Raw genomic sequence first — 19,510 nt, forward strand, 5'->3', positions numbered from 1 at the left:
ATTCAATGGGATTCTTTATCTCAACATTTCTAGTTAATTAGCATTGAAATAGTCGAGAAGCCCTTGATATATACCATGCGTCGCACGTTCACGGAACATGTCGCTTGTGACCGTTCGTTCCTCAGCAGAATTCGATAGGAAACCTAGTTCAATCAGAATAGCATTTTGCCTATTCTCACGAAGAACTAGGAAATCGCCAGGCTGTGATCCTCGGTTACGCAAATTCACTGATGAGGCAAGCCCGTCATTAACCGAAGAAGCAAGCGCTTGTTGATGTGCGTGTGAGTAATACGTCGTAAAGCCCGCTACGCTAGAATCGGGATTGGCATCATAATGGAGACTGATGAATGCATCCGCAGCATGCTGATTACTGATAGCGACTCGTTTTCTCAACGATACATAAGTGTCTGTTTCACGAGTTGTGATCACATTCGCGCCTGCAGCTTTTAATTTAGCTGCTAATAATTCAGAAGTAAGAATTGTAATGTCCTTTTCGTCTGTTCCACGGGCTCCTGTTGTGCCGCGGTCATTACCGCCGTGTCCAGGATCAATCACGATAGTAAGCCCCTTTAAAGTGCCGGCAACACGTGGGATTGATTCTTTCATAACGGGTTCTGTCAATAGTACCTCGTCGCCCGTAGAGACTACCCATGTAGCAATAAATGCAGAAGCCCCTGTCGGTAAAGAAATTTCATACCAGTCGCCATCTTGTTTAACAATTGGAAACTTTTCTCCTGCATCTGCTCGAGCGGCAATCTGTGAAGAAGTCGTAGCGGCTTCACGGATATTCGTCCCATTTGACAGGATGGTAACCGTTCCTAAATTTGAGCTTTCGGAAGTCTGGTTGCCATTCGATGTGAGCGTGCCGTGGAATGAGTAGACCCAACCCAATTCGTTATCATCTAATGAAATTTGTACCCAATTGCCATTGACTACCTTAACGTCATACGATTCACCTTGACGGATGAGTCCTACTCGTTTGGAGGTAAGGTCTGCATTTTTTCTGACGTTGAGTGCTTCAACTGAAACGGTAAATGACTCGGGTGTTGCGGCTTGATTGGTTGTCAGTGGTTCAGTTTGATCTGCCACCGGTGTAATATAATCTGTATGTACCCAACCGCTTGTGCCGTTAAATGTAATGGAAGTCCATTCACCATCATTTCCAGTGGCAATTGCTTCGTCCCCAGCGGCCATCCGACCAAGTACTGCTGAATTGGTGGAAGGACTGGATCTCACATTTAACTGACTGACGCGTGAAACGACTGCGGTACTTGTCCCAGTAGCTTGATCTGCGGAAGCAGTTAGCCAAGATGCAATCCATCCAGAACTGTTGCCATGCTGGATTTGGTACCAGTCTCCAGAAACAGCAATAACGTCTACCCGATCACCCTGTTTTAGCGAGCCGATTACAGCAGAAGTAAGCCCGGCACCGGACCGGATGTGAACGGATTTTGCATCAACGACGACTGATTCCGTATTAGCGTAAGTAGTTGGAATGTCGTGGAATACGCTGAATAAAAGTATGAATGCGATCATCCATTTGCTCATTTTTGACAAAATATCATACCCCCTACAGTCCATTGTAGAAGTTTTCACTACAAAAAACTACAATTAATCGAAAAAGGTTGACACTATGACGCAGAATCATTAAGATGATGATTAATTAACAATTTAACTCACACGGATAGTACGTGTTATATTTATGCCAACGACATGGAAAGTAATTGTATAATTGACTGACAAGAGAGGGACGGACGTGGCTGAAATCCATCCTACAGCGATTTACAATGAATAACACCATCGAGGCTCTGTGCTGAACGATTTCTAATTCAGTAAGTACAGACGGAACCGGCCGTTATCCGGTTTTAGAGTGGGCGCAAACTTTTGCGTCAATTTGGGTGGAACCGCGGAAGCTATAAAGGCTCTCGTCCCTTGCATAGGCAAGGGATGGGGGTCTTTTTTTGTGTACCGACTAACGTGTCTAGGCTTCGGCGTGCCTACAGGAAGTAGGTTATGCAGTGGATAGGGATTGAACTTCATCCCTCTTAGTTGCTACAGGTCGTGGTGTACTTAGACTGCAATTCTTATTTAGGAAGGGGAATTTATATGATTTTCAAAGTGCCAAGAGGAACTCAGGATATTTTGCCATCTGAAACATGGAAATGGCAGCAAGCAGAAAAAATCATTAACGAAGTATGCGATATCTACCGTTATAAAGAAATCCGTACACCGATATTTGAACAAACGGAATTATTTCAACGTCTCGTAGGTGAGACAACTGATGTCGTTCAAAAAGAGATGTATACCTTTACGGATAAAGGCGATCGTTCAATGACGCTACGACCTGAAGGAACTGCAGCTGTCGTACGCTCTTTCGTGGAGAATAAAATGTTTGGTTACCCGGATCAGCCTGTAAAGCTTTTTTACACAGGTCCAATGTTCCGTTATGAGCGTCAGCAAGCAGGACGTTACCGTCAATTCGTTCAATTTGGAGCAGAAGCAATCGGCAGCGCAGATCCTGCGATTGACGCAGAAGTGATTGCGTTGGCACTGGATGTCTATAAGCGAGTGGGATTGACAAAGTTGAAACTTGTTATTAACTCGCTAGGCGATACAGAGTGCAGAATAGCGCACCGCGAAGCGCTTATTGCGCACTTCAATCCGCATATAGGGGAATTCTGTTCTGATTGTCAATCTAGATTGGAAAAAAATCCACTACGCATATTAGATTGTAAAGTCGATAACGGCAATCCGCTCATTGCTTCAGCACCATCCTTAGCTGACTATTTGAATGAAACGTCTGCTCAATACTTTGCAGATGTAAAAGGTTATCTCGACGATGCAGGGATTTCTTATGAAGTCGATGCAAATCTTGTGCGTGGCCTTGATTATTATAATCACACAGCATTTGAAATTATGAGCACTTCGGAAGGATTCGGAGCGATTACGACTTTGTGCGGCGGTGGTAGATACAATGGTCTCGCTGAGGAAATCGGTGGACCTTCTGCACCAGGTATCGGTTTTGCGATGAGTATTGAGCGTTTACTTCTTGCGATGGCTGCTGAAGGGAAATCGTTTGAAGCTGAGCCAGTACTTGACGTTTATATCGTTACTCTTGGGGAAACAGCACGTCGTCCAGGCTTTAAATTGCTTGGTGCACTTCGAGAAGCTGGTATTCGGTCGGATATGGATTATATGGACCGGAAAATGAAAGCGCAAATGAAATCGGCAGATAGATTGAATGCACGGACAGTCGTACTAATCGGTGAAGATGAAGTAGCGGAAGGCGTTGCTTTATTGAAAAATATGGCTGACGGGGCGCAAGTAAAAGTTCCTGTTGCTGAACTGGTTCAAAAACTTAAAGAAACATTGATTGGCTAAAGAGAGGCGGATGAAGGCAATGAAACGTACACATTATAGTGGTGAATTGACAGAAGAGGTAATCGGACAACCGGTTACATTACAAGGATGGGTTCAAAAAAGAAGGGATCTTGGGGGACTAATTTTCGTCGACGTACGGGACCGTTCAGGAATCGTTCAGGCTGTATTTAACCCGAGTTTTTCAAGCGAAGCAATCGTGACGGCAGACAAACTGCGCAATGAGTTCGTAATCGAGCTAACAGGTTTAGTTGTTGAGCGCGCAGAAGGCCAGAAAAATCCGCTATTGAAAACCGGTTCGATTGAAATTCAAGTTACTGAATTGAACATCGTGAATGAGGCGAAAAACCCGCCGTTCATGATTGAAGATGAAACAGACGTGAATGAAGAAATTAGACTGAAATATAGATACCTTGATTTACGCCGTCCAAAACTTGCGAATACGTTCAAATTGCGTTCAGACATCACTAAAACAGTCCGTAACTTCCTTGACGATGAAGGGTTTTTCGAAGTAGAAACGCCGATTCTAACGAAATCTACACCTGAAGGCGCACGCGACTATCTAGTACCTAGCCGAGTTCACGAAGGCGAATTTTACGCGCTGCCACAGTCACCACAACTATTCAAACAAATGCTGATGGTAGCCGGATTCGACCGTTATTATCAAATTGCACGTTGTTTCCGCGATGAAGACCTTCGCGCTGATCGCCAGCCGGAGTTCACTCAGATCGATATGGAAATGAGTTTCATGTCAATTGAAGATATTATTGAATTGAATGAACGAATGATGCAAAAGGTAATGAAAGATGTAAAAGGAATCGATGTTCAAATTCCATTTAAACGTCTTCCTTATGACGAAGCAATGGCGCGTTTCGGTTCAGATAAACCGGATACGCGATTTGCATTGGAACTGACAGATGTCTCTGACGTCGTTAAAGATTCTTCATTCAAAGTATTTACGGCAGCAATCGAGTCAGGTGGGCAAGTTAAACTCATCAATGTAAAAGGAGTAGCGGATAGCTATTCTCGTAAGGACATCGACGCACTTGGCCAGTTTGCAGCAGTCTACGGCGCAAAAGGCCTTGCATGGTTGAAAGTCGATGCCGAAGGTCTGAAAGGACCTATCGCGAAGTTCTTCGAAGGAGAAGAGGGCGAAGGACTAAAAGCTGCAGCGAATGCTGAAGTAGGAGATCTATTGTTATTTGTAGCAGACAAAAAGAAAGTTGTCGCAGATACATTAGGAGCACTACGTACTAAGCTTGCAAAAGACCACGACTTAATTGACGAATCGAAGTTCAACTTCCTTTGGGTAACTGAATGGCCTCTGTTCGAATATAACGAAGAAGCTCGTCGCTACCAGGCAGCACACCATCCATTTACAATGCCGGCAGATGTGGAAGAACTAGTAACAAGTCCTGAGACAGTAAAAGCACAAGCCTATGACCTTGTTTTAAATGGTTATGAACTTGGTGGTGGGTCACTACGGATTTACAAACGTGATGTTCAGGAAAAAATGTTCGAAGCACTTGGATTCAGTAAGGAACAAGCGAACGAACAATTCGGATTCCTTCTTGAAGCATTTGACTATGGAACACCTCCGCATGGCGGAATTGCATTCGGTCTCGACCGTATTGTAATGTTGTTATCTGGTTCGACGAACTTGCGCGACACTATTGCATTTCCGAAAACAGCGAGTGCAAGCTGCCTGTTAACGTCAGCGCCTGATCACGTTGACGATACTCAACTAGCTGAACTTGGAATTCGAGTGATGGCAAAGAGTAAACGGTAATCAGTTAAGTTAGAAAAATGTAAAAACTATTTCCGTGAAATCGTTGAACTGACTAAAGATGTATGTTATTATACATGTAATACGAATCCTGAAGTGTTCGTTATTTGCCAATCAGTTTTGACCGAACATTTTTTCGTCGGGAGTCCGCATTTCGAGTCGGATGACATGCCTTTAGTCGGGACCTCAAAAGAATCGGATAGGACACCCACCTGCTGAGAGCGGGTTCAAAGCGATACTACAAAGACGGCACATTTGGGATTCGTTACTTACATGATCATACACCCCTCTGACTTACGTGCGGAGGGGTTTTTTATTGGGGAAAAATTTAAATTTATAATGGATGGAAAGGCGGAATTTCAATTGTTACATCAATTTTCAAGAAATGAATTAGCCATAGGTACAGAAGGTGTAAATCGTATGCGGGACATGACTGTCGCGATACTTGGTGTTGGAGGAGTCGGTTCATTTGCGGCAGAAGCATGTGCGCGGAGCGGAATTGGACGGATTATCCTTGTCGATAAGGACGATATTGACATAACGAATATTAATAGACAGCTAATCGCTAATTTGTCGACAGTCGGCCGTTCTAAAGCAGAAGTGATGAAAGAGCGCATTGCTGATATTAATAAAGAGTGTGAAGTGATTTCGCTCCATATGTTTTATACGGAAGAGACAGCTGAAGAGTTTTTCAGTTACAAACCTGATTATGTCATCGATGCATCTGATACAATCATCTTTAAAATTCATTTGATTAAAGAATGTGTCGCACGTAACGTGAAAATTATATCGAGTATGGGCGCTGCTAATAAGATGGATCCGACCCGTTTTCAAATTGCGGATATTTCAAAGACGCATACAGATCCGGTAGCGAAAGTAATTCGTCGCAAACTTAAAAAAGAAGGTATTTATCAAGGAGTGTCAGTGGTCTTTTCTGATGAAAGCCCCATTGTCGTGAGACCGGAAGTTGTTGACACAGTTGGTAAACCTGATGCCTTCATTCGAAAAGCGAAAATGCCGCCTGCATCGAACGCATTCGTCCCATCAGTTGCCGGTCTTGTCTGCGCCAGCTGGGTAATGAATGATATCGTTGCCGATATTCCTATCCGGCGAGTGAAAGATAAAGTATAATGGATAGTACCGTATGGATAAGCTTTTTCATGCGGTACCTTTTTGGTTGTCACCAAAATATGGGTAGAGGTATAATAGAGTGATTGCTTATGAAAATGAACTTGGATTGCTAGAAAGGGTGTTTATGTGTGAATAAAGTGTTTAAGGTATTTGTTTTTGGGTTAGTTGCCCTTTTATTAACAGCATGTGGCAATGTGGAAGCGAAACAGGGGATGACTGCACAAGACGTTTTCGAAAAAGCGAAAGATGCCTCTGCTAAATTGAAAAATGTGCGTACACATATCTCTTATGATGATTTTTGGAAAACAACAGCACCTGATGAAAGATATAGCGTGAAATATGAAATGACTTCAGATGCTGCGCTACAACCAGAAATAGTTAAACAGGACGTAAAAGTGCGACCGCAACCGATAAATGGGGATCCATGGGATGCGGAAGTATATAAAGTAAATGACCGTGTTTTCATTAAGGATACGAAAGTAAAGGAATGGGAAGAGTTGCAGTCCGGTTCGATTGCTGAATTATTCGGTTCGATGATTGAAAATGTTCAGCCAACACTGGACCTCGCGTTTTTTAACGACTTTGAAAACGATTTTGTGTTAGAACCGATTGACTATGGTTATAACTTAAGGCTGTCATTATCGAGAGAACAATATAAAGAATTTAAAAAAACACTGTACCTGTCGAACAACGGTAGCGATACGGATGTAGATGTAGTGGACAGTGAGTTTCCCCTTATTAATAAATTCGACATTGTGATTGGAATTGATAGCAAATCATTCTATGTAACTGATTTCAAAATGACACTTGATACAACAACGTACTCAATGGTACAAGTTGATGGTAATTCCCATCGAGTTAAACAAACGATCAATGCAGTTTATAGTCACTACGACAACGTGGATGATGTAAAGGTTCCGGCAGAACTATTAGAAGCTGCAGCTAACTAAAAAATACTCAGTAAAAACCCTCCTGAAAGTTTAACTTTTAGGAGGGTTTTGCATATGCTATTTTGAATATCGAGTAATTGTCTCGCAGGAGCTTATATTGAAAGTGTGGCGGGCATAACAAGCTTTATGCTAATTGGGCTGAATAACCATCAACATTACTATGAAAGAACTTTCATTTAATTACATATTAATATGGTTGATAACTGGGATTTCAATCATGAGGGATTACTCCACTGTTTATTTCGAAGTTTCTTATGATAGATTAAGACTATCAATATTTAACTGAAATAAAATTTAACAAAACAACTAGGAGTGTAATAGCATGCCACTAACTTTTGCTCACCCAGCAGCCATACTTCCGTTCTCAAGAAAAAGTAAATATATTAACTTTTCTGCAATGGTATTCGGTAGTATGGCTCCTGATTTTGAATACTTTTTGAGAGGCCAACCAATGGGGGACATTGGACATACTTTTACTGGGCTCGTTTTGTTTAATTTACCCTTGGTGACAATCGTTTATGTAATTTACCATATATTTGTACACCAAATTCTATTCAATCATTTACCAACTATTCTACAAGATACTTATATGAAAAGAGTAGATTCGACTATTATATTAAAGGTAGTTGTATTTTGTTATTCTGCCCTGTTCGGTATGTTAACTCACGTTGTATGGGATTCTTTCACTCATATAAACGGATATATGGTGTTAAAATTTCCGGCTTTATTCACTCACAGCTATAACATCTATGGTTTTGCTATACCTTTGTATAAATTTTTACAACATGGGAGTACATTATTTGGAATAACAATGATTTTAGTTTACATGTATTATAGAGCATTGACCCAGAGAAAACATAAGCATATTACTGTTTATCCTAAGAAAAAAATTATTTTTTGGTTTTCTTTATTCATTTTAACAGTATTATTTGTATCGTTGTGGTGTCTTATTGACCCTGTTTCGATAACCAGTTATGGGATATTGGTCGTTAGAATTATAGACTCTTCTTTACTAAGTTTATTCCTAATTTCTTTGTTGAAAAAATATGTTCGAATGTAATTAATATTTCCTGGATTTTAGGAACATGAAGATAAGTACAGATTGGGGTAGGTTCTGTGGAAAAACGTATTTCATTTGATTATCAAATCCTAAATAAAACCAAGTAAAGCATATAATAAGCGCCCCAGAAAAAGGGGTACTTATTATATTCTTACTCATAATCTAATTTAATGTTACCCACTGAAAGAACACTCCACCTATTTAATTTAAGTATTTATTCGCATCAACCACCGTACATACTCCGGATTCCTCCAAAAACTGTTTAATAAGATGAACGTGGCCGCCGCCGATTAATAGCAAAACTCTATCCTGTGGAGTTGATATCAACCTTCTCACATTTGTATAGAGTATTAAATTTCGTTTGTACCACCAAGTTAACCAATCCATTGCGTAATAATCTTTCTCTTTTCCAATCATCGCAAATTCCATGTAAAATTGGTGCATCTTTTTAACAGTTTCTACTTCATTCACACGTTTATAGCCTTCTAAAATCGGGAGTTTGGACCATTCTTCTGCCTCACGTTGCATGGGTTCCATGTACGTTGTCATTATTTTCTTATAGCGTTCGGGTTCATACTCTTTTGCATACTGAAAAATATCGCCTATTGTTGCTATTTCATTATCGTCCCCCCTCCAATCGATACAAGAAACTTCGCTTATGCCCGATTCCTTCGCTAAAGGGAAACCAATCGTTTCTATTTCATTTTTCATTGGGGTCGGATCATTCAATAGATACTTTCGATAACTTTCATTTAACTTCGATTGTACTTCCCGATCAGCTTCGACAGCTAACTTTGTCGGATTAAACCGACTTAGTGCGTCAACAACTTCCTTTGCTTCTAGCTCTAAATCAATATCGTTTTTGCGTTCAACATTGATTAAATCCGATGTGTCTCCTAAATGATACACCCCGACGATCATCACTTCTGGAATCATGTTAACCCTCCACTGTAAAGATATTGTAGTTGAAGATTGTTATTACTCTTTCAATTAATTGTATATTATCCAAAATGTAGCTTTTAACCAGAAAAAGTAATAAGGTGAATACTTTTTTGTAGATAGTTAATTAAGCTATTCCAAGAATCAAAAACGGTCATATAAGATTTCAGTGTTTTTGTTTTTAAACATACTGTTATCTCTCTTTTTTCGTAATTTTCCGCTTAAAATTTATAGCTAGAGTTAGATAGCGATTAATCTTTTGGTACTAACAGTATAGAGTAAATGGACTTAATTATCGGTCTTAGAGTAATTAATATCAAATTTTTGTAACGTTAAATGAATGTTGATTTTTATTTATTGAAACTATTCAGTCACAATGAACGTACTAGTAGTAGAGAGATTCCTAATTTAAGTAATGTGTAGATCGATTTTACATCTAAAGGAGGAAATGTGAATATTTATTTAAATATATTTGGTTTCTTAGTTTTTTTAACTACGATATTAATATTATTCATTTTTTGTGTCAAACTAATTATTTACTTTATAAAAAAGAATCATTTTCCAAAAAAACTTCTAATTGCTTTTTTGATAGGTACTATTTTGTTTTTTGGGCTATTTATATATGCGAACTATTTTTTCACATTTGATAATCTTGAAGGTGAATTTTACAAGGGACCTGTCAATTCTCCGACAGAAAAATATACAGCTAATGCTTACTACATGACATATGGTGGTGCCGCTGGAGGTGTCAATCTATGGATAGAAATCACTTATAATGAAGTGGATGATAAAATTGAGACAGTTTATTATAGTGATGCAAAAAGTTATTTTTCTATGGAGTGGAAGGATGAAAACACTTTATATATTATAAATGAAGAAATTAAGTATCCAAATTCAAATAGAAGTATTGAGTTGGAAATCGGCAAAGAAATTTATCACGAAAGTGGGTTAGTATGTCAAAGCTGGATAATGAAAGATCAGTATGAGACTTGCTATCAAAACTAACGACTCTTGTTTGGTTTAGGGGCAGGACTGTTGAACAAGAATGAAGAAACGAAAAATATAAAGGGGGGATTAGATATGATTGTTTTGCTTAATCTTGGCAGCTTAGTGCTTGGGCTAATTGCTTGGATACTTCCTGTTGTTAATCTGATGCGATATGAAAAGCAGAACCAAAAGAATTGGGTCCCTCTTACTATTATGAGCATCAGTGCTTGTGCTATTTCGCTATGTTTCCAGATTTTTTATAACTATCACTTGGTAAAGATTGAGGATTGGTCTGCTCTTATGGACACAACGGGTGCTGTGGCGTTCGTTGCGGCAGTTCTTCTCATCGTTACCATCCTATTAAATGTAATTACGCTGATTGTATATCGTGACCGAGCAGCGAAGTAGGATGTCAAATTCCAGTTTATAAGGTTGAAATAATTAATTCACACTTCTCTTATTAGGTATTTGGATTGTGGAAAGGGGAGGGAATGTAATGCATTGGGTGATGTGGGTTTTCTGGGGTTCCATTGTAACTTTGCTTGTAGGTGGATATCTTGTGGATTTTTTGACTGGGCGAAAATATGATTTTAAAGAACAGGAAAAGTCAGTGAATCAAAACTCAGCGGTAGCCGGTTCTCTACGAGAAGTGGCGCGGAATGACCAGCAAAATGGACCGTTTTAATAAGAGGAAAGTTGAAGGGGGGAGTCTTAAATTAAAAGATTTTTATTTTATTTCGTTTCCGTAGTAGTTATGGGATTTATTTTTTATCTAGGAATGGATTATAAAGTGCGATTAAGAGAAGAGTCGGCAACAACATTTAATATAATGCCTTATTTAATTTTTATAACTATTTTTCCTGTTTTTATTGGATTTTTTTTACGATTCCCTAAATTAATTATAGAGATTAAAGAAAAAAAGCAATGGTCGTTTGATTGGATTAAGGTTGTTGCAATTGGAATTCCGTCTCTTTATATAGCAATGATACCTATTCTGTCTATTTATTTCGGGTTGAATTTGTTATTCGCAAAAGAGTTTCTGCTATTAGGAGATACTACATTCACGTCAACAGCTGGGATTGTATTTGGTTATGTTTTGTTAGACAGCTTAAAAAAATAACAATTCCTCAACTAAAAATGCGGCACTACTCATTTTGGGTAAACTAGGTGGTATACCTCTCCCAGATAACGAACAAATCTAGCGAAGGAGCGACAAGCGTGAGGCCGTCACCAAAAGAAGAAGCATAGTTGGAAAAAAACCCATTCGTTAAGTACAGACTATATAACTGGGTGCGTTTCTACAAAAAAGTAGAGGCGCATTTTTTGTAACTGGCAATTTAGATGGGAATAAGTGAAAAATTACACTTTTGACTGTTTCCCTTCTGTGTAAGAAGAATACAGAAATGAGCATGAAGACTGTATTATGGAAATCATATTCAAGAAAAATAGGCAGTCTATTCTCTATTAGATTGTAGAGAATAGACTGCCTATTTGGGGGTTTATATGGGTCTTATATCGCTTGGGAAATTCATTTAGGGTGGGGTTTTAGATATTCCAGTCACTTCTTTTTCCGAAATTCTTTCAACCTATCATAAATTGCAGCCATCTTTTTTTCTTCTCCTGCTATAACCGGCTTGTAAAACTCCGAGTTTTTTAATTTATCGGGTAAATACTGCTGGTTAGTCCAGCCTCCGAAGGAACCGAGTGGTGTGTCATGCGGGTATTTGTAGCCGACGTGACCGAGCTTCGCCGCACCGGCATAATGTGCGTCCCGTAAATGCAATGGAATATCTCCGGTTTTGCCCTCGTTAATCGCTTTTACAGCCGCATCGAATGCTTTATAAGCTGAATTCGACTTAGAGGCCAGGCACATTTCGATAACAGCGTTTGCGAGTGGGATACGCGCTTCCGGCATGCCGAGCTTCACCGCTGCGTCTGTCGCCGCTAATACGTGTGGTCCAACCTCTGGTGAAGCTAATCCGACATCTTCGTAGGCCATCACAAGCAAGCGTCTATTGACGGCTACTAAATCGCCAGTCTCGAGAAGATTTGCAAGATAATAAATAGCGGCATTAACGTCACTACCACGGACTGATTTTTGAAGTGCTGACAATAAATTATAAAAGTGTGAACCTTTTTTATCCCCAAATAACCCGATACGTCCAAGCAGATTTTCAAGTAGCCAGTCTTCGATGATTATTTTTTCATCGACTTCATCGCTTGCGGAAACGGCAGACTCAAGAACAGTTAACGCTTTTCGTGCATCACCGTTAACACCTTCCGCAATCAATGTAAGCTGCTCATCAGTTATGGTAATCGGCATTTTTCCAAGCCCGCGTTCTTCATCTGCCATCGCCTTTTGAAGCACTTCCATTAGGTCTATTGGCTCTAATCTGGATAATTGTCGGATTTCACCACATCTGGAACGTATGGCGGGATTGACGTCGTGGTATGGATTTTCAGTTGTTGCTCCTATTAAGACGATTGCTCCACTTTCGACGTGTGGCAGTAATGTATCTTGCTGTAATTTATTGAAACGATGAATTTCATCTAAGAATAGTAGAACTTTCCCTGTAATGCGTGATTCTGCTACAACGTCTTCGACATCTTTCTTCCCTGAAACTGTTGCATTCATGGCGATGAAAGGCAGATTGCTAGTACCTGCAATTGCATGGGCGAGTGACGTTTTACCGATTCCGGGTTCCCCGTACAACAACATAGATGGAACATGACCGTTTTTTATCATTCGGTAAAGTGCCGTCTTTTCACCAATAATATCCTTTTGTCCAGCAATTTCATCTATAGTTCTTGGGCGCATGCGAAACGCCAATGGCTCATTTTGCAACTTATTCACTCCTTACCTAGTACATCCGTTCCTCTATTATACACGTTAGACAACCGTAAATCATTTTAAGGAAGCTTGAGGGTCAGTTATGCTATAATATTTTGAAGCAATCGTAAAAGGACGGGATAGATATGAAGATTTCTACAAAAGGTAGATATGGATTAACAATAGTTGTTGAACTTGGCTCTAAATTCGGGGAAGGTCCAGTACCGCTACGGAAAATTGCGGAAGAACAGAAGTTGTCTGAAGCATATCTGGAGCAACTTATTCCCCCACTTCGTAACAGTGGAATTGTGAAAAGTGTTCGCGGCGCTTATGGCGGATATATGCTGGCTAAGCCACCGACGGAAATTACTGCGGGAGATGTTATCCGAATTCTTGAAGGACCCATCCAAGTTGTAGAGGGACTAGAGGGATCTGATATTCCGCAACAAGAACTTTGGAAACGGATTGGCGAGGCGGTACGCAGTGTCCTCGATACAACAACGATTGAAGACTTGATGAAGTCGGGTGAAAAAGATGAGCGCGATAGTTATATGTTTTACATTTAAAGGAGTCTTATTATGACTAAAATTTATCTTGACCATGCGGCGACGACACCGGTTCATCCGGCAGTAAGCGCTACTTATATAGAAACACTTGAATCTGTTTTCGGTAACCCTTCCAGTATCCATAGTTTTGGAAGAGAAGCACGGAAATGGCTAGATGACGCACGGAAAACGCTAGCACAGTCAATCCACGCAGAACCGTCGGAAATCATTTTCACTTCGGGCGGTACGGAAGCGGACAACACCGCGGTTTTTGGGACTGTTATGGCGATGAAGGTCAAAGGGAACCATATTATCACGACGAATATTGAGCATCACGCTGTATTAAATCCATGTAAACAACTAGAACTGCTAGGTTTCGAAGTAACTTACTTAGAAGTCGATGACAATGGACAAATAACTGTGGAACAAGTGCAAAAAGCACTGACAGACAAAACGGTTCTTATCTCGATTATGTATGGCAATAATGAAGTGGGTACCATTCAGCCGATTCGTGAAATTGGGGCATTGCTGAAGGAACACCAAGCCGTTTTCCATACGGACGCTGTTCAAGCTTATGGAATCGTTCCACTTCATGTGGATGAACTCGGCGTTGATTTGTTATCAGTTTCAGCTCATAAATTGAATGGTCCAAAAGGAATCGGTTTCCTTTATCAGCGTAAAGGACTTGATACAACACCAGTTCTTTTCGGGGGCGAACAGGAACGCAAACGACGCGCAGGAACCGAAAATATTCCAGCGATTGTTGCTTTTTCTGAAGCAGTATTAATTGCACAACAGGCGATGGAACAAAATACTGTGAATTATTCTAACTACGCAACCATTATGACTGACGTATTTAACCAACAAGATGTCACTTACGAAATGAATGTAAAAAGTGCGGAAAAACTGCCGCATATAATGAATGTCAGCTTCCCTGGGACAGATATTGAATCGCTCCTAGTGAATCTCGATATGGCGGGGATTGCCGTGTCTAGCGGATCTGCATGCACTGCGGGTTCACTTGATCCGTCGCATGTCTTGACTGCTATGTTTGGTAAAGGGTCTTCCAAATTACGAAATTCGGTCCGATTTAGTTTTGGTCTCGGTCTTACTGAGGAAACGATTAAGGAAGCAGCGCAACTAACGGCTGAAATCGTCAAACGGTCTGTGAAATGAAAATATAAAGGATGAAAAATAGAATGAAAACAACTAAATCACCAGCAGAAACACGCGTTGTTGTCGGTATGTCGGGCGGCGTAGATTCGTCTGTTGCAGCACTATTGCTGAAAGAGCAAGGCTATGAAGTTATCGGTATTTTCATGAAAAACTGGGACGACACAGACGAATTCGGTGTCTGTACTGCAACGGAAGACTATGAAGATGTTATCAGTGTTTGTAATGATATCGGAATACCCTATTACGCGGTCAATTTCGAAAAACAATATTGGGATAAAGTATTTACGTATTTCCTTGAAGAATATAAAGCGGGTCGTACACCGAACCCCGATGTCATGTGTAATAAAGAAATCAAGTTCAAAGCGTTTCTTGAGCATGCAATGAGTCTAGGTGCAGACTATTTAGCAACGGGTCATTATGCACAAGTCGTAGAAGTAGAAGGCGGCGTATCAATGTTGCGCGGGAAAGATGCAAATAAAGATCAAACGTATTTCTTGAATCAATTGACACAAGATCAACTACAAAAAGTGATGTTCCCAATTGGCAATATGGAAAAAAGCGCTGTGCGTGAAAAAGCGGTTGAAGCTGGGCTTTCGACAGCGGCGAAAAAGGATTCCACGGGCATTTGTTTCATCGGAGAGCGGAATTTCAAGGAATTCCTTGGTCAATATCTTCCTGCTCAACCAGGAGATATGACGACGATGGAAGGCGAAACTGTAGGCCGTCATGATGGGCTTATGTACTATACGATTGGTCAACGTCACGGTCTTGGTATTGGCGGAGCTGGAGAACCATGGTTCGTTATTGGCAAAGACTTGAAGAAAAATATCCTTCTCGTTGGTCAAAACTTTGATAACGATGCACTTTATTCCGATAGTTTGACAGCAATTGACGTCAGTTTTTCGACTGTACGTGAACTTCCGAAAAAATTCAGTTGTACAGCGAAATTCCGCTACCGTCAACCGGATACCAACGTCACAGTTGAACTAACTGAAGACGGAAGTGCAATCGTCCACTTTGCACAACCAGTGCGTGCAATCACACCTGGACAGGCCGTCGTTTTCTATGATGGAGACGAATGTCTCGGCGGGGGAACAATCGATACAGTTATCAAAAACGGTAAACAACTTGATTATGTTGGATAAGGGGAAGTTAACTATGGAATACAATGAAATTGGAATCGCCGCACTACAAAATGGCGAATATGAAAAAGCAGTCGAATCATTTATGCAAGGGGTCGAAAAGGACCCGGAAAATGCAGTCGGTTATATCAATTTAGGGAATGTTTTCGCTTCACTTGGAGATGCTGAAAGAGCAGAACCATTTTTCCAAAAAGCGATTACACTTGATGCTGAAGCAGGCACAGCGTTTTATGGTCTTGCCAATCTTTATTACAATAAAGATCGTTTTGAAGAAGCAGCAAAATTATATGAAAAGGCAGTCCGCAAAGGTGTCGAAGAGGCGGACGCTTATTTCATGCTCGGGAAAAGTCTCGAACGTTCGAGTAATGAGAAATTAGCGTTGCCTTATTTACAGCGAGCGACAGAACTGGCACCTGAGGATCTTGAAATTCGGTTATCTTATGGGATTGTTCTTGCCAATTTGGAGCTATTTAAAGAAGCCGGGAATGAATTCCGTTTTATCATCGAACAGGACGAAGCAAGTGCCGATGCTCATTATAACCTCGGTTTCTTATATGCAGTGTCAACAGAAGAGAAACAAGATGCGCTTAATCATCTTGAAAAAGCATTCACAATCGATCCAGAACATGTTCAAGCACGCTATATATATGACATGATCAAGTTGGGTGAAGAAGGAAAATAAGAAGGGGTGGCGGTGATGGAAGGGAACAACATGGCGGGAAATACGGATGAAGTTTTTTTGATTGGACGACCAGTCGTGACAATCTTCCATAACCCCGACAGCCTTTTTACGATCGCGAAATTAAAAGTTCGTGAAACGAATAGTGGGAATGAAGATAAAGAAATCATCGTTAAAGGCAGTTTTCCACAACTGAATCCTGAAGATGACTATAAATTTACAGGTAAGCTTGTTAATCATCCGACATACGGTGCGCAGTTTGATGTGCATACCTTTGCGAAAGAGATGCCGGCAACAGAAACGGGACTGGTCCATTATCTGTCAGGTGATTTGTTTCCGGGCATCGGGATGAAGACAGCACAAACAATTGTTAAAAAGTTAGGCAAGGATGCTATTAAAAAGATACTTGACGATCCGTCTGTTCTTGGTACTATTCCGAAACTAGCGGATGATAAAAAAGAGACATTGATTTCCGTTTTGGAGCAGAATATGGGACTTGAGCGGACAATTATCCAATTGAATGAATGGGGATTCGGACCGCAAATCGCTATGCGCATTTATCAGAAGTATCGTGAAGAATCGGTTTCATTGCTGTCTGAAAATCCATATCGACTTATTGAAGAAATTGAAGGGGTAGGTTTTCAGCGTGCGGACGAACTCGGTAAAAACCTAGGCATTACAGGAAACCACCCTTCAAGAATCAAGGCGGCCATCCTTCATTCGATGAACCAAGCAGTGCAATCAGCGGGGCATGTATACGTTGAAGCGGAAGCCATTTTGCCAGACGTCAAACGCCTGCTTGAAATGAGTCAGCGCATTGATATTCCATTTTCAGATATTTCCCAGGCAATTATTGTGCTTGTTGAGGAAGGCAAGCTATCTGCTGAAGAACGTAGATTATACATACCGTCCCTCTACTTTTCAGAAATCGGTATCGCTGCGAAGCTTGAGCGCATTATGGAAAATGACACAGCGGATCAATTTCCTGTGTCAGAAATAAGAAAAGCGGTCGGGGAAGTTGAAGAGCGGCTAGGTGTTAATTATGCAGAAACACAAGTTGCAGCGATTGAAACAGCCCTTCATTCGCCATTAATGATATTAACGGGCGGTCCTGGAACCGGGAAAACGACTGTTATTCGTGGTTTTGTCGAAGTGTATGCAGAACTTCACGGATTGTCGCTCGACCCGAAAGAGTATGCCAAAAAGAAAGAACCATTTCCGATTGTATTAGCGGCGCCAACTGGGCGTGCAGCTAAGCGTATGTCGGAATCGACTGGATTACCTGCGATGACAATTCACCGTTTGCTTGGATTCAACGGGCAGGAAAAGGATGAAGAGACTGAGCGGGAAGTTGAAGGGCGTCTTATTATCATTGATGAAATGTCGATGGTCGATACATGGCTTGCCCATCAGTTATTAAAGGCACTTGCCAATGATGTGCAACTGTTATTCGTTGGTGACCAAGACCAGCTGCCGCCTGTAGGACCCGGTCAAGTACTTCGGGATATGTTAGATTCTGGTAAAGTCCCTATCATTGAGCTGACTGAAGTATTTCGGCAAAGTGAAGGTTCGTCGATTATCGAAATGGCTCATATGATTAAACGGTCAGAATGGACAGATGACATAACGAAGAAAACATCGGATCGTTCATTTATCAAAGCGGGTAGCGATCGAATTCTCGAAGTCGTCGAACAAGTCGTGAAAAATGCCATTACCAAAGGTCACCGCATTAAAGACATCCAAGTTCTTGCGCCGATGTATAGAGGACCGGCGGGTATTGATGGTTTAAACAAAATGATTCAGGAAATGGTCAATCCACCAGGACCAAAACGCAAAGAAGTGGTTTTTGGCGAAGCGATTTACCGAATTGGTGATAAAGTGCTTCAGCTTGTCAACCAACCCGAGAGTAATGTTTTTAACGGAGATATGGGTGAAGTCATTGCGATTATCAAAGCGAAAGAAACAATTGATAAAAAAGAACTACTAGTTGTTTCGTACGATGGAATTGAAGTTACCTATGAACGCAATGATCTTAACCAGCTGACACTTGCTTATTGCTGTTCAATCCATAAATCCCAGGGCAGCGAATTCCCAATCGTCATTATGCCAATCGTCCGCGGTCATCGTAAAATGTTGCGTCGTAATTTACTGTATACCGGCATCACTCGTGCAAAAAACTTCCTTATCCTCTGTGGTGAGCCTGAAGAGTTCAGGGCAGGTATAGCACGAACTGACGAATTGGAGAGGCAGACGACATTAAAAGAACGGTTAAACGGCGATGTCGTTGAACTGGTAGCTATGGAGTCTCCTGATCCTGAGCGTGCAAAGGTTTCTAATGAGGCGCATGTGAGTTCAGAGGATTCCCAACCTGTCATTTTCTCACTTACGATGGAAACTTTCCTATCAATCGATCCGCTGATTGGCATGAAAGGGGTAACGCCTTATGAATTTCTTGAAGTTTCAGATTGACAACAAGGCGGAACTTTTCTATAATCCAGTTAGAAATGTTATTCATATGTAATACGTTGACGGAGAAAGTAGACAAGTTTACTCGTCCAGAAAGGAGCCCCTTGGCTGAAAGGGTTCTCGAGCGAAAATGTTGAAAAGCTACTCCCGAGTGCAGCTCATCCCTGCCGTCCGCCGCGTTAAGGCAACCAGAGATGCCGGATTTAATTCTTCCGGTAATTAGGGTGGTACCGCGAGACTAACATCTTCGTCCCTTGCATTAGGGGCGGGGATTTTTTTGTGCCCGCAGGACGCGGGAATGCAGCCTGTGCGACAGGACGTCGCGCACTTAGGCTGCATTCCTTCAGCGGTTTGCAATTATATCCCGACGTCGCGCTTTGAAATCAGGAGTTGCCGTTACGTTTCGAAAGTTGCCATTAGAAATCAAAAGTTGTGATTAGA

Annotated in this window: 17 protein-coding genes, 1 other RNA gene and 1 other annotated feature; of the genes, 15 read left to right on the top strand and 3 right to left on the bottom strand. The window is 41.0% G+C overall.

What is annotated here, in order from left to right; translation table 11 throughout:
• Positions 1 to 33 precede the first annotated feature (33 nt).
• Entirely contained in the window at positions 34 to 1,548 is a 1,515-nt protein-coding gene (locus MKY15_RS16385) for an N-acetylmuramoyl-L-alanine amidase (protein ID WP_187047851.1), read from the bottom strand.
• A gap of 151 nt (positions 1,549 to 1,699) precedes the next feature.
• Positions 1,700 to 1,936 (top strand) — a binding site (T-box leader).
• A 170-nt stretch (positions 1,937 to 2,106) separates the two neighbouring features.
• On the opposite strand from MKY15_RS16385, the gene hisS reads away from it, so the two are divergent.
• The 6 genes from hisS to MKY15_RS16415 all read left to right on the top strand — a co-directional run bounded on the left by hisS (position 2,107) and on the right by MKY15_RS16415 (position 8,305).
• A complete protein-coding gene (gene hisS, locus MKY15_RS16390; RefSeq protein WP_338652736.1) occupies positions 2,107 to 3,381 on the top strand; it encodes a histidine--tRNA ligase in 1,275 nt (424 codons plus the stop codon).
• A 19-nt stretch (positions 3,382 to 3,400) separates the two neighbouring features.
• Positions 3,401 to 5,167: an aspartate--tRNA ligase gene (gene aspS, locus MKY15_RS16395; protein ID WP_342538037.1), complete on the top strand. Its 1,767-nt coding sequence runs from the start codon at positions 3,401 to 3,403 to the stop codon at positions 5,165 to 5,167.
• An 82-nt stretch (positions 5,168 to 5,249) separates the two neighbouring features.
• Positions 5,250 to 5,430: non-coding RNA, 6S RNA (gene ssrS, locus MKY15_RS16400), on the top strand.
• Positions 5,431 to 5,527: 97 nt separating this feature from the next.
• On the top strand, positions 5,528 to 6,295 hold the full coding sequence (locus MKY15_RS16405) for a tRNA threonylcarbamoyladenosine dehydratase (RefSeq protein WP_067213910.1): 768 nt from the start codon (positions 5,528 to 5,530) through the stop codon (positions 6,293 to 6,295).
• A 128-nt stretch (positions 6,296 to 6,423) separates the two neighbouring features.
• A complete protein-coding gene (locus MKY15_RS16410) occupies positions 6,424 to 7,245 on the top strand; it encodes a DUF6612 family protein (RefSeq protein WP_187047481.1) in 822 nt (273 codons plus the stop codon).
• A gap of 322 nt (positions 7,246 to 7,567) precedes the next feature.
• On the top strand, positions 7,568 to 8,305 hold the full coding sequence (locus tag MKY15_RS16415; protein WP_338652734.1) for a DUF4184 family protein: 738 nt from the start codon (positions 7,568 to 7,570) through the stop codon (positions 8,303 to 8,305).
• A 201-nt stretch (positions 8,306 to 8,506) separates the two neighbouring features.
• Here the strand turns inward: MKY15_RS16415 and MKY15_RS16420 are convergent, their stop codons facing one another.
• A complete protein-coding gene (locus MKY15_RS16420) occupies positions 8,507 to 9,241 on the bottom strand; it encodes a DUF5694 domain-containing protein (protein ID WP_340741931.1) in 735 nt (244 codons plus the stop codon).
• A 453-nt stretch (positions 9,242 to 9,694) separates the two neighbouring features.
• Here MKY15_RS16420 and MKY15_RS16425 point away from each other — a divergent pair, with 453 nt between their 5' ends.
• The 4 genes from MKY15_RS16425 to MKY15_RS16440 all read left to right on the top strand — a co-directional run bounded on the left by MKY15_RS16425 (position 9,695) and on the right by MKY15_RS16440 (position 11,351).
• Positions 9,695 to 10,249 carry a DUF5412 family protein gene (locus MKY15_RS16425; RefSeq protein WP_338652732.1) on the top strand — a complete coding sequence of 185 codons (555 nt, stop codon included), beginning with the start codon at positions 9,695 to 9,697 and terminating at the stop codon, positions 10,247 to 10,249.
• 75 nt (positions 10,250 to 10,324) lie between these two features.
• The gene (locus MKY15_RS16430) at positions 10,325 to 10,639 is read left to right on the top strand and encodes a hypothetical protein (RefSeq protein WP_067208236.1); all 315 of its coding nucleotides are present in this window, start codon (positions 10,325 to 10,327) and stop codon (positions 10,637 to 10,639) included.
• 88 nt (positions 10,640 to 10,727) lie between these two features.
• Complete coding sequence (locus MKY15_RS16435; RefSeq protein ID WP_340741932.1) at positions 10,728 to 10,916, top strand: hypothetical protein; 189 nt, start codon at positions 10,728 to 10,730, stop codon at positions 10,914 to 10,916.
• Positions 10,917 to 11,021: 105 nt separating this feature from the next.
• Positions 11,022 to 11,351, top strand: a complete 330-nt coding sequence (locus MKY15_RS16440) for a hypothetical protein (RefSeq protein WP_231885796.1) — start codon at positions 11,022 to 11,024, stop codon at positions 11,349 to 11,351.
• Between the two features lie 438 nt (positions 11,352 to 11,789).
• Here the strand turns inward: MKY15_RS16440 and MKY15_RS16445 are convergent, their stop codons facing one another.
• Positions 11,790 to 13,076 carry a replication-associated recombination protein A gene (locus MKY15_RS16445; protein ID WP_187047485.1) on the bottom strand — a complete coding sequence of 429 codons (1,287 nt, stop codon included), beginning with the start codon at positions 13,074 to 13,076 and terminating at the stop codon, positions 11,790 to 11,792.
• Between the two features lie 131 nt (positions 13,077 to 13,207).
• Here MKY15_RS16445 and MKY15_RS16450 point away from each other — a divergent pair, with 131 nt between their 5' ends.
• The 5 genes from MKY15_RS16450 to MKY15_RS16470 are packed head-to-tail and all read left to right on the top strand — an operon-like array spanning position 13,208 to position 19,072.
• Positions 13,208 to 13,627: an Rrf2 family transcriptional regulator gene (locus MKY15_RS16450; protein WP_067208248.1), complete on the top strand. Its 420-nt coding sequence runs from the start codon at positions 13,208 to 13,210 to the stop codon at positions 13,625 to 13,627.
• 12 nt (positions 13,628 to 13,639) lie between these two features.
• On the top strand, positions 13,640 to 14,782 hold the full coding sequence (locus MKY15_RS16455; RefSeq protein WP_067208251.1) for a cysteine desulfurase family protein: 1,143 nt from the start codon (positions 13,640 to 13,642) through the stop codon (positions 14,780 to 14,782).
• Positions 14,783 to 14,805: 23 nt separating this feature from the next.
• Positions 14,806 to 15,927 carry a tRNA 2-thiouridine(34) synthase MnmA gene (gene mnmA, locus MKY15_RS16460; RefSeq protein ID WP_067208253.1) on the top strand — a complete coding sequence of 374 codons (1,122 nt, stop codon included), beginning with the start codon at positions 14,806 to 14,808 and terminating at the stop codon, positions 15,925 to 15,927.
• A 13-nt stretch (positions 15,928 to 15,940) separates the two neighbouring features.
• Positions 15,941 to 16,606, top strand: coding sequence for a tetratricopeptide repeat protein (locus MKY15_RS16465; protein ID WP_067208256.1), 666 nt, complete (start codon positions 15,941 to 15,943; stop codon positions 16,604 to 16,606).
• Between the two features lie 15 nt (positions 16,607 to 16,621).
• Positions 16,622 to 19,072 carry an ATP-dependent RecD-like DNA helicase gene (locus MKY15_RS16470; protein WP_187047487.1) on the top strand — a complete coding sequence of 817 codons (2,451 nt, stop codon included), beginning with the start codon at positions 16,622 to 16,624 and terminating at the stop codon, positions 19,070 to 19,072.
• Positions 19,073 to 19,510: the final 438 nt, after the last annotated feature.

Origin of the sequence: Sporosarcina sp. FSL K6-1540 (assembly GCF_038620285.1) — a bacterium.
GTDB lineage: Bacteria > Bacillota > Bacilli > Bacillales_A > Planococcaceae > Sporosarcina > Sporosarcina psychrophila.

What these genes read in the sequence shown, in the direction of transcription:
- MKY15_RS16385 (WP_187047851.1), bottom strand. Translation starts at nt 1,548, where the DNA reads ATGAGCAAATGGATGATCGCATTCATACTTTTATTCAGCGTATTCCAC.
- hisS (WP_338652736.1), top strand. Translation starts at nt 2,107, where the DNA reads ATGATTTTCAAAGTGCCAAGAGGAACTCAGGATATTTTGCCATCTGAA.
- aspS (WP_342538037.1), top strand. Translation starts at nt 3,401, where the DNA reads ATGAAACGTACACATTATAGTGGTGAATTGACAGAAGAGGTAATCGGA.
- MKY15_RS16415 (WP_338652734.1), top strand. Translation starts at nt 7,568, where the DNA reads ATGCCACTAACTTTTGCTCACCCAGCAGCCATACTTCCGTTCTCAAGA.
- MKY15_RS16420 (WP_340741931.1), bottom strand. Translation starts at nt 9,241, where the DNA reads ATGATTCCAGAAGTGATGATCGTCGGGGTGTATCATTTAGGAGACACA.
- MKY15_RS16430 (WP_067208236.1), top strand. Translation starts at nt 10,325, where the DNA reads ATGATTGTTTTGCTTAATCTTGGCAGCTTAGTGCTTGGGCTAATTGCT.
- MKY15_RS16435 (WP_340741932.1), top strand. Translation starts at nt 10,728, where the DNA reads ATGCATTGGGTGATGTGGGTTTTCTGGGGTTCCATTGTAACTTTGCTT.
- MKY15_RS16450 (WP_067208248.1), top strand. Translation starts at nt 13,208, where the DNA reads ATGAAGATTTCTACAAAAGGTAGATATGGATTAACAATAGTTGTTGAA.
- MKY15_RS16455 (WP_067208251.1), top strand. Translation starts at nt 13,640, where the DNA reads ATGACTAAAATTTATCTTGACCATGCGGCGACGACACCGGTTCATCCG.
- mnmA (WP_067208253.1), top strand. Translation starts at nt 14,806, where the DNA reads ATGAAAACAACTAAATCACCAGCAGAAACACGCGTTGTTGTCGGTATG.
- MKY15_RS16465 (WP_067208256.1), top strand. Translation starts at nt 15,941, where the DNA reads ATGGAATACAATGAAATTGGAATCGCCGCACTACAAAATGGCGAATAT.
- MKY15_RS16470 (WP_187047487.1), top strand. Translation starts at nt 16,622, where the DNA reads ATGGAAGGGAACAACATGGCGGGAAATACGGATGAAGTTTTTTTGATT.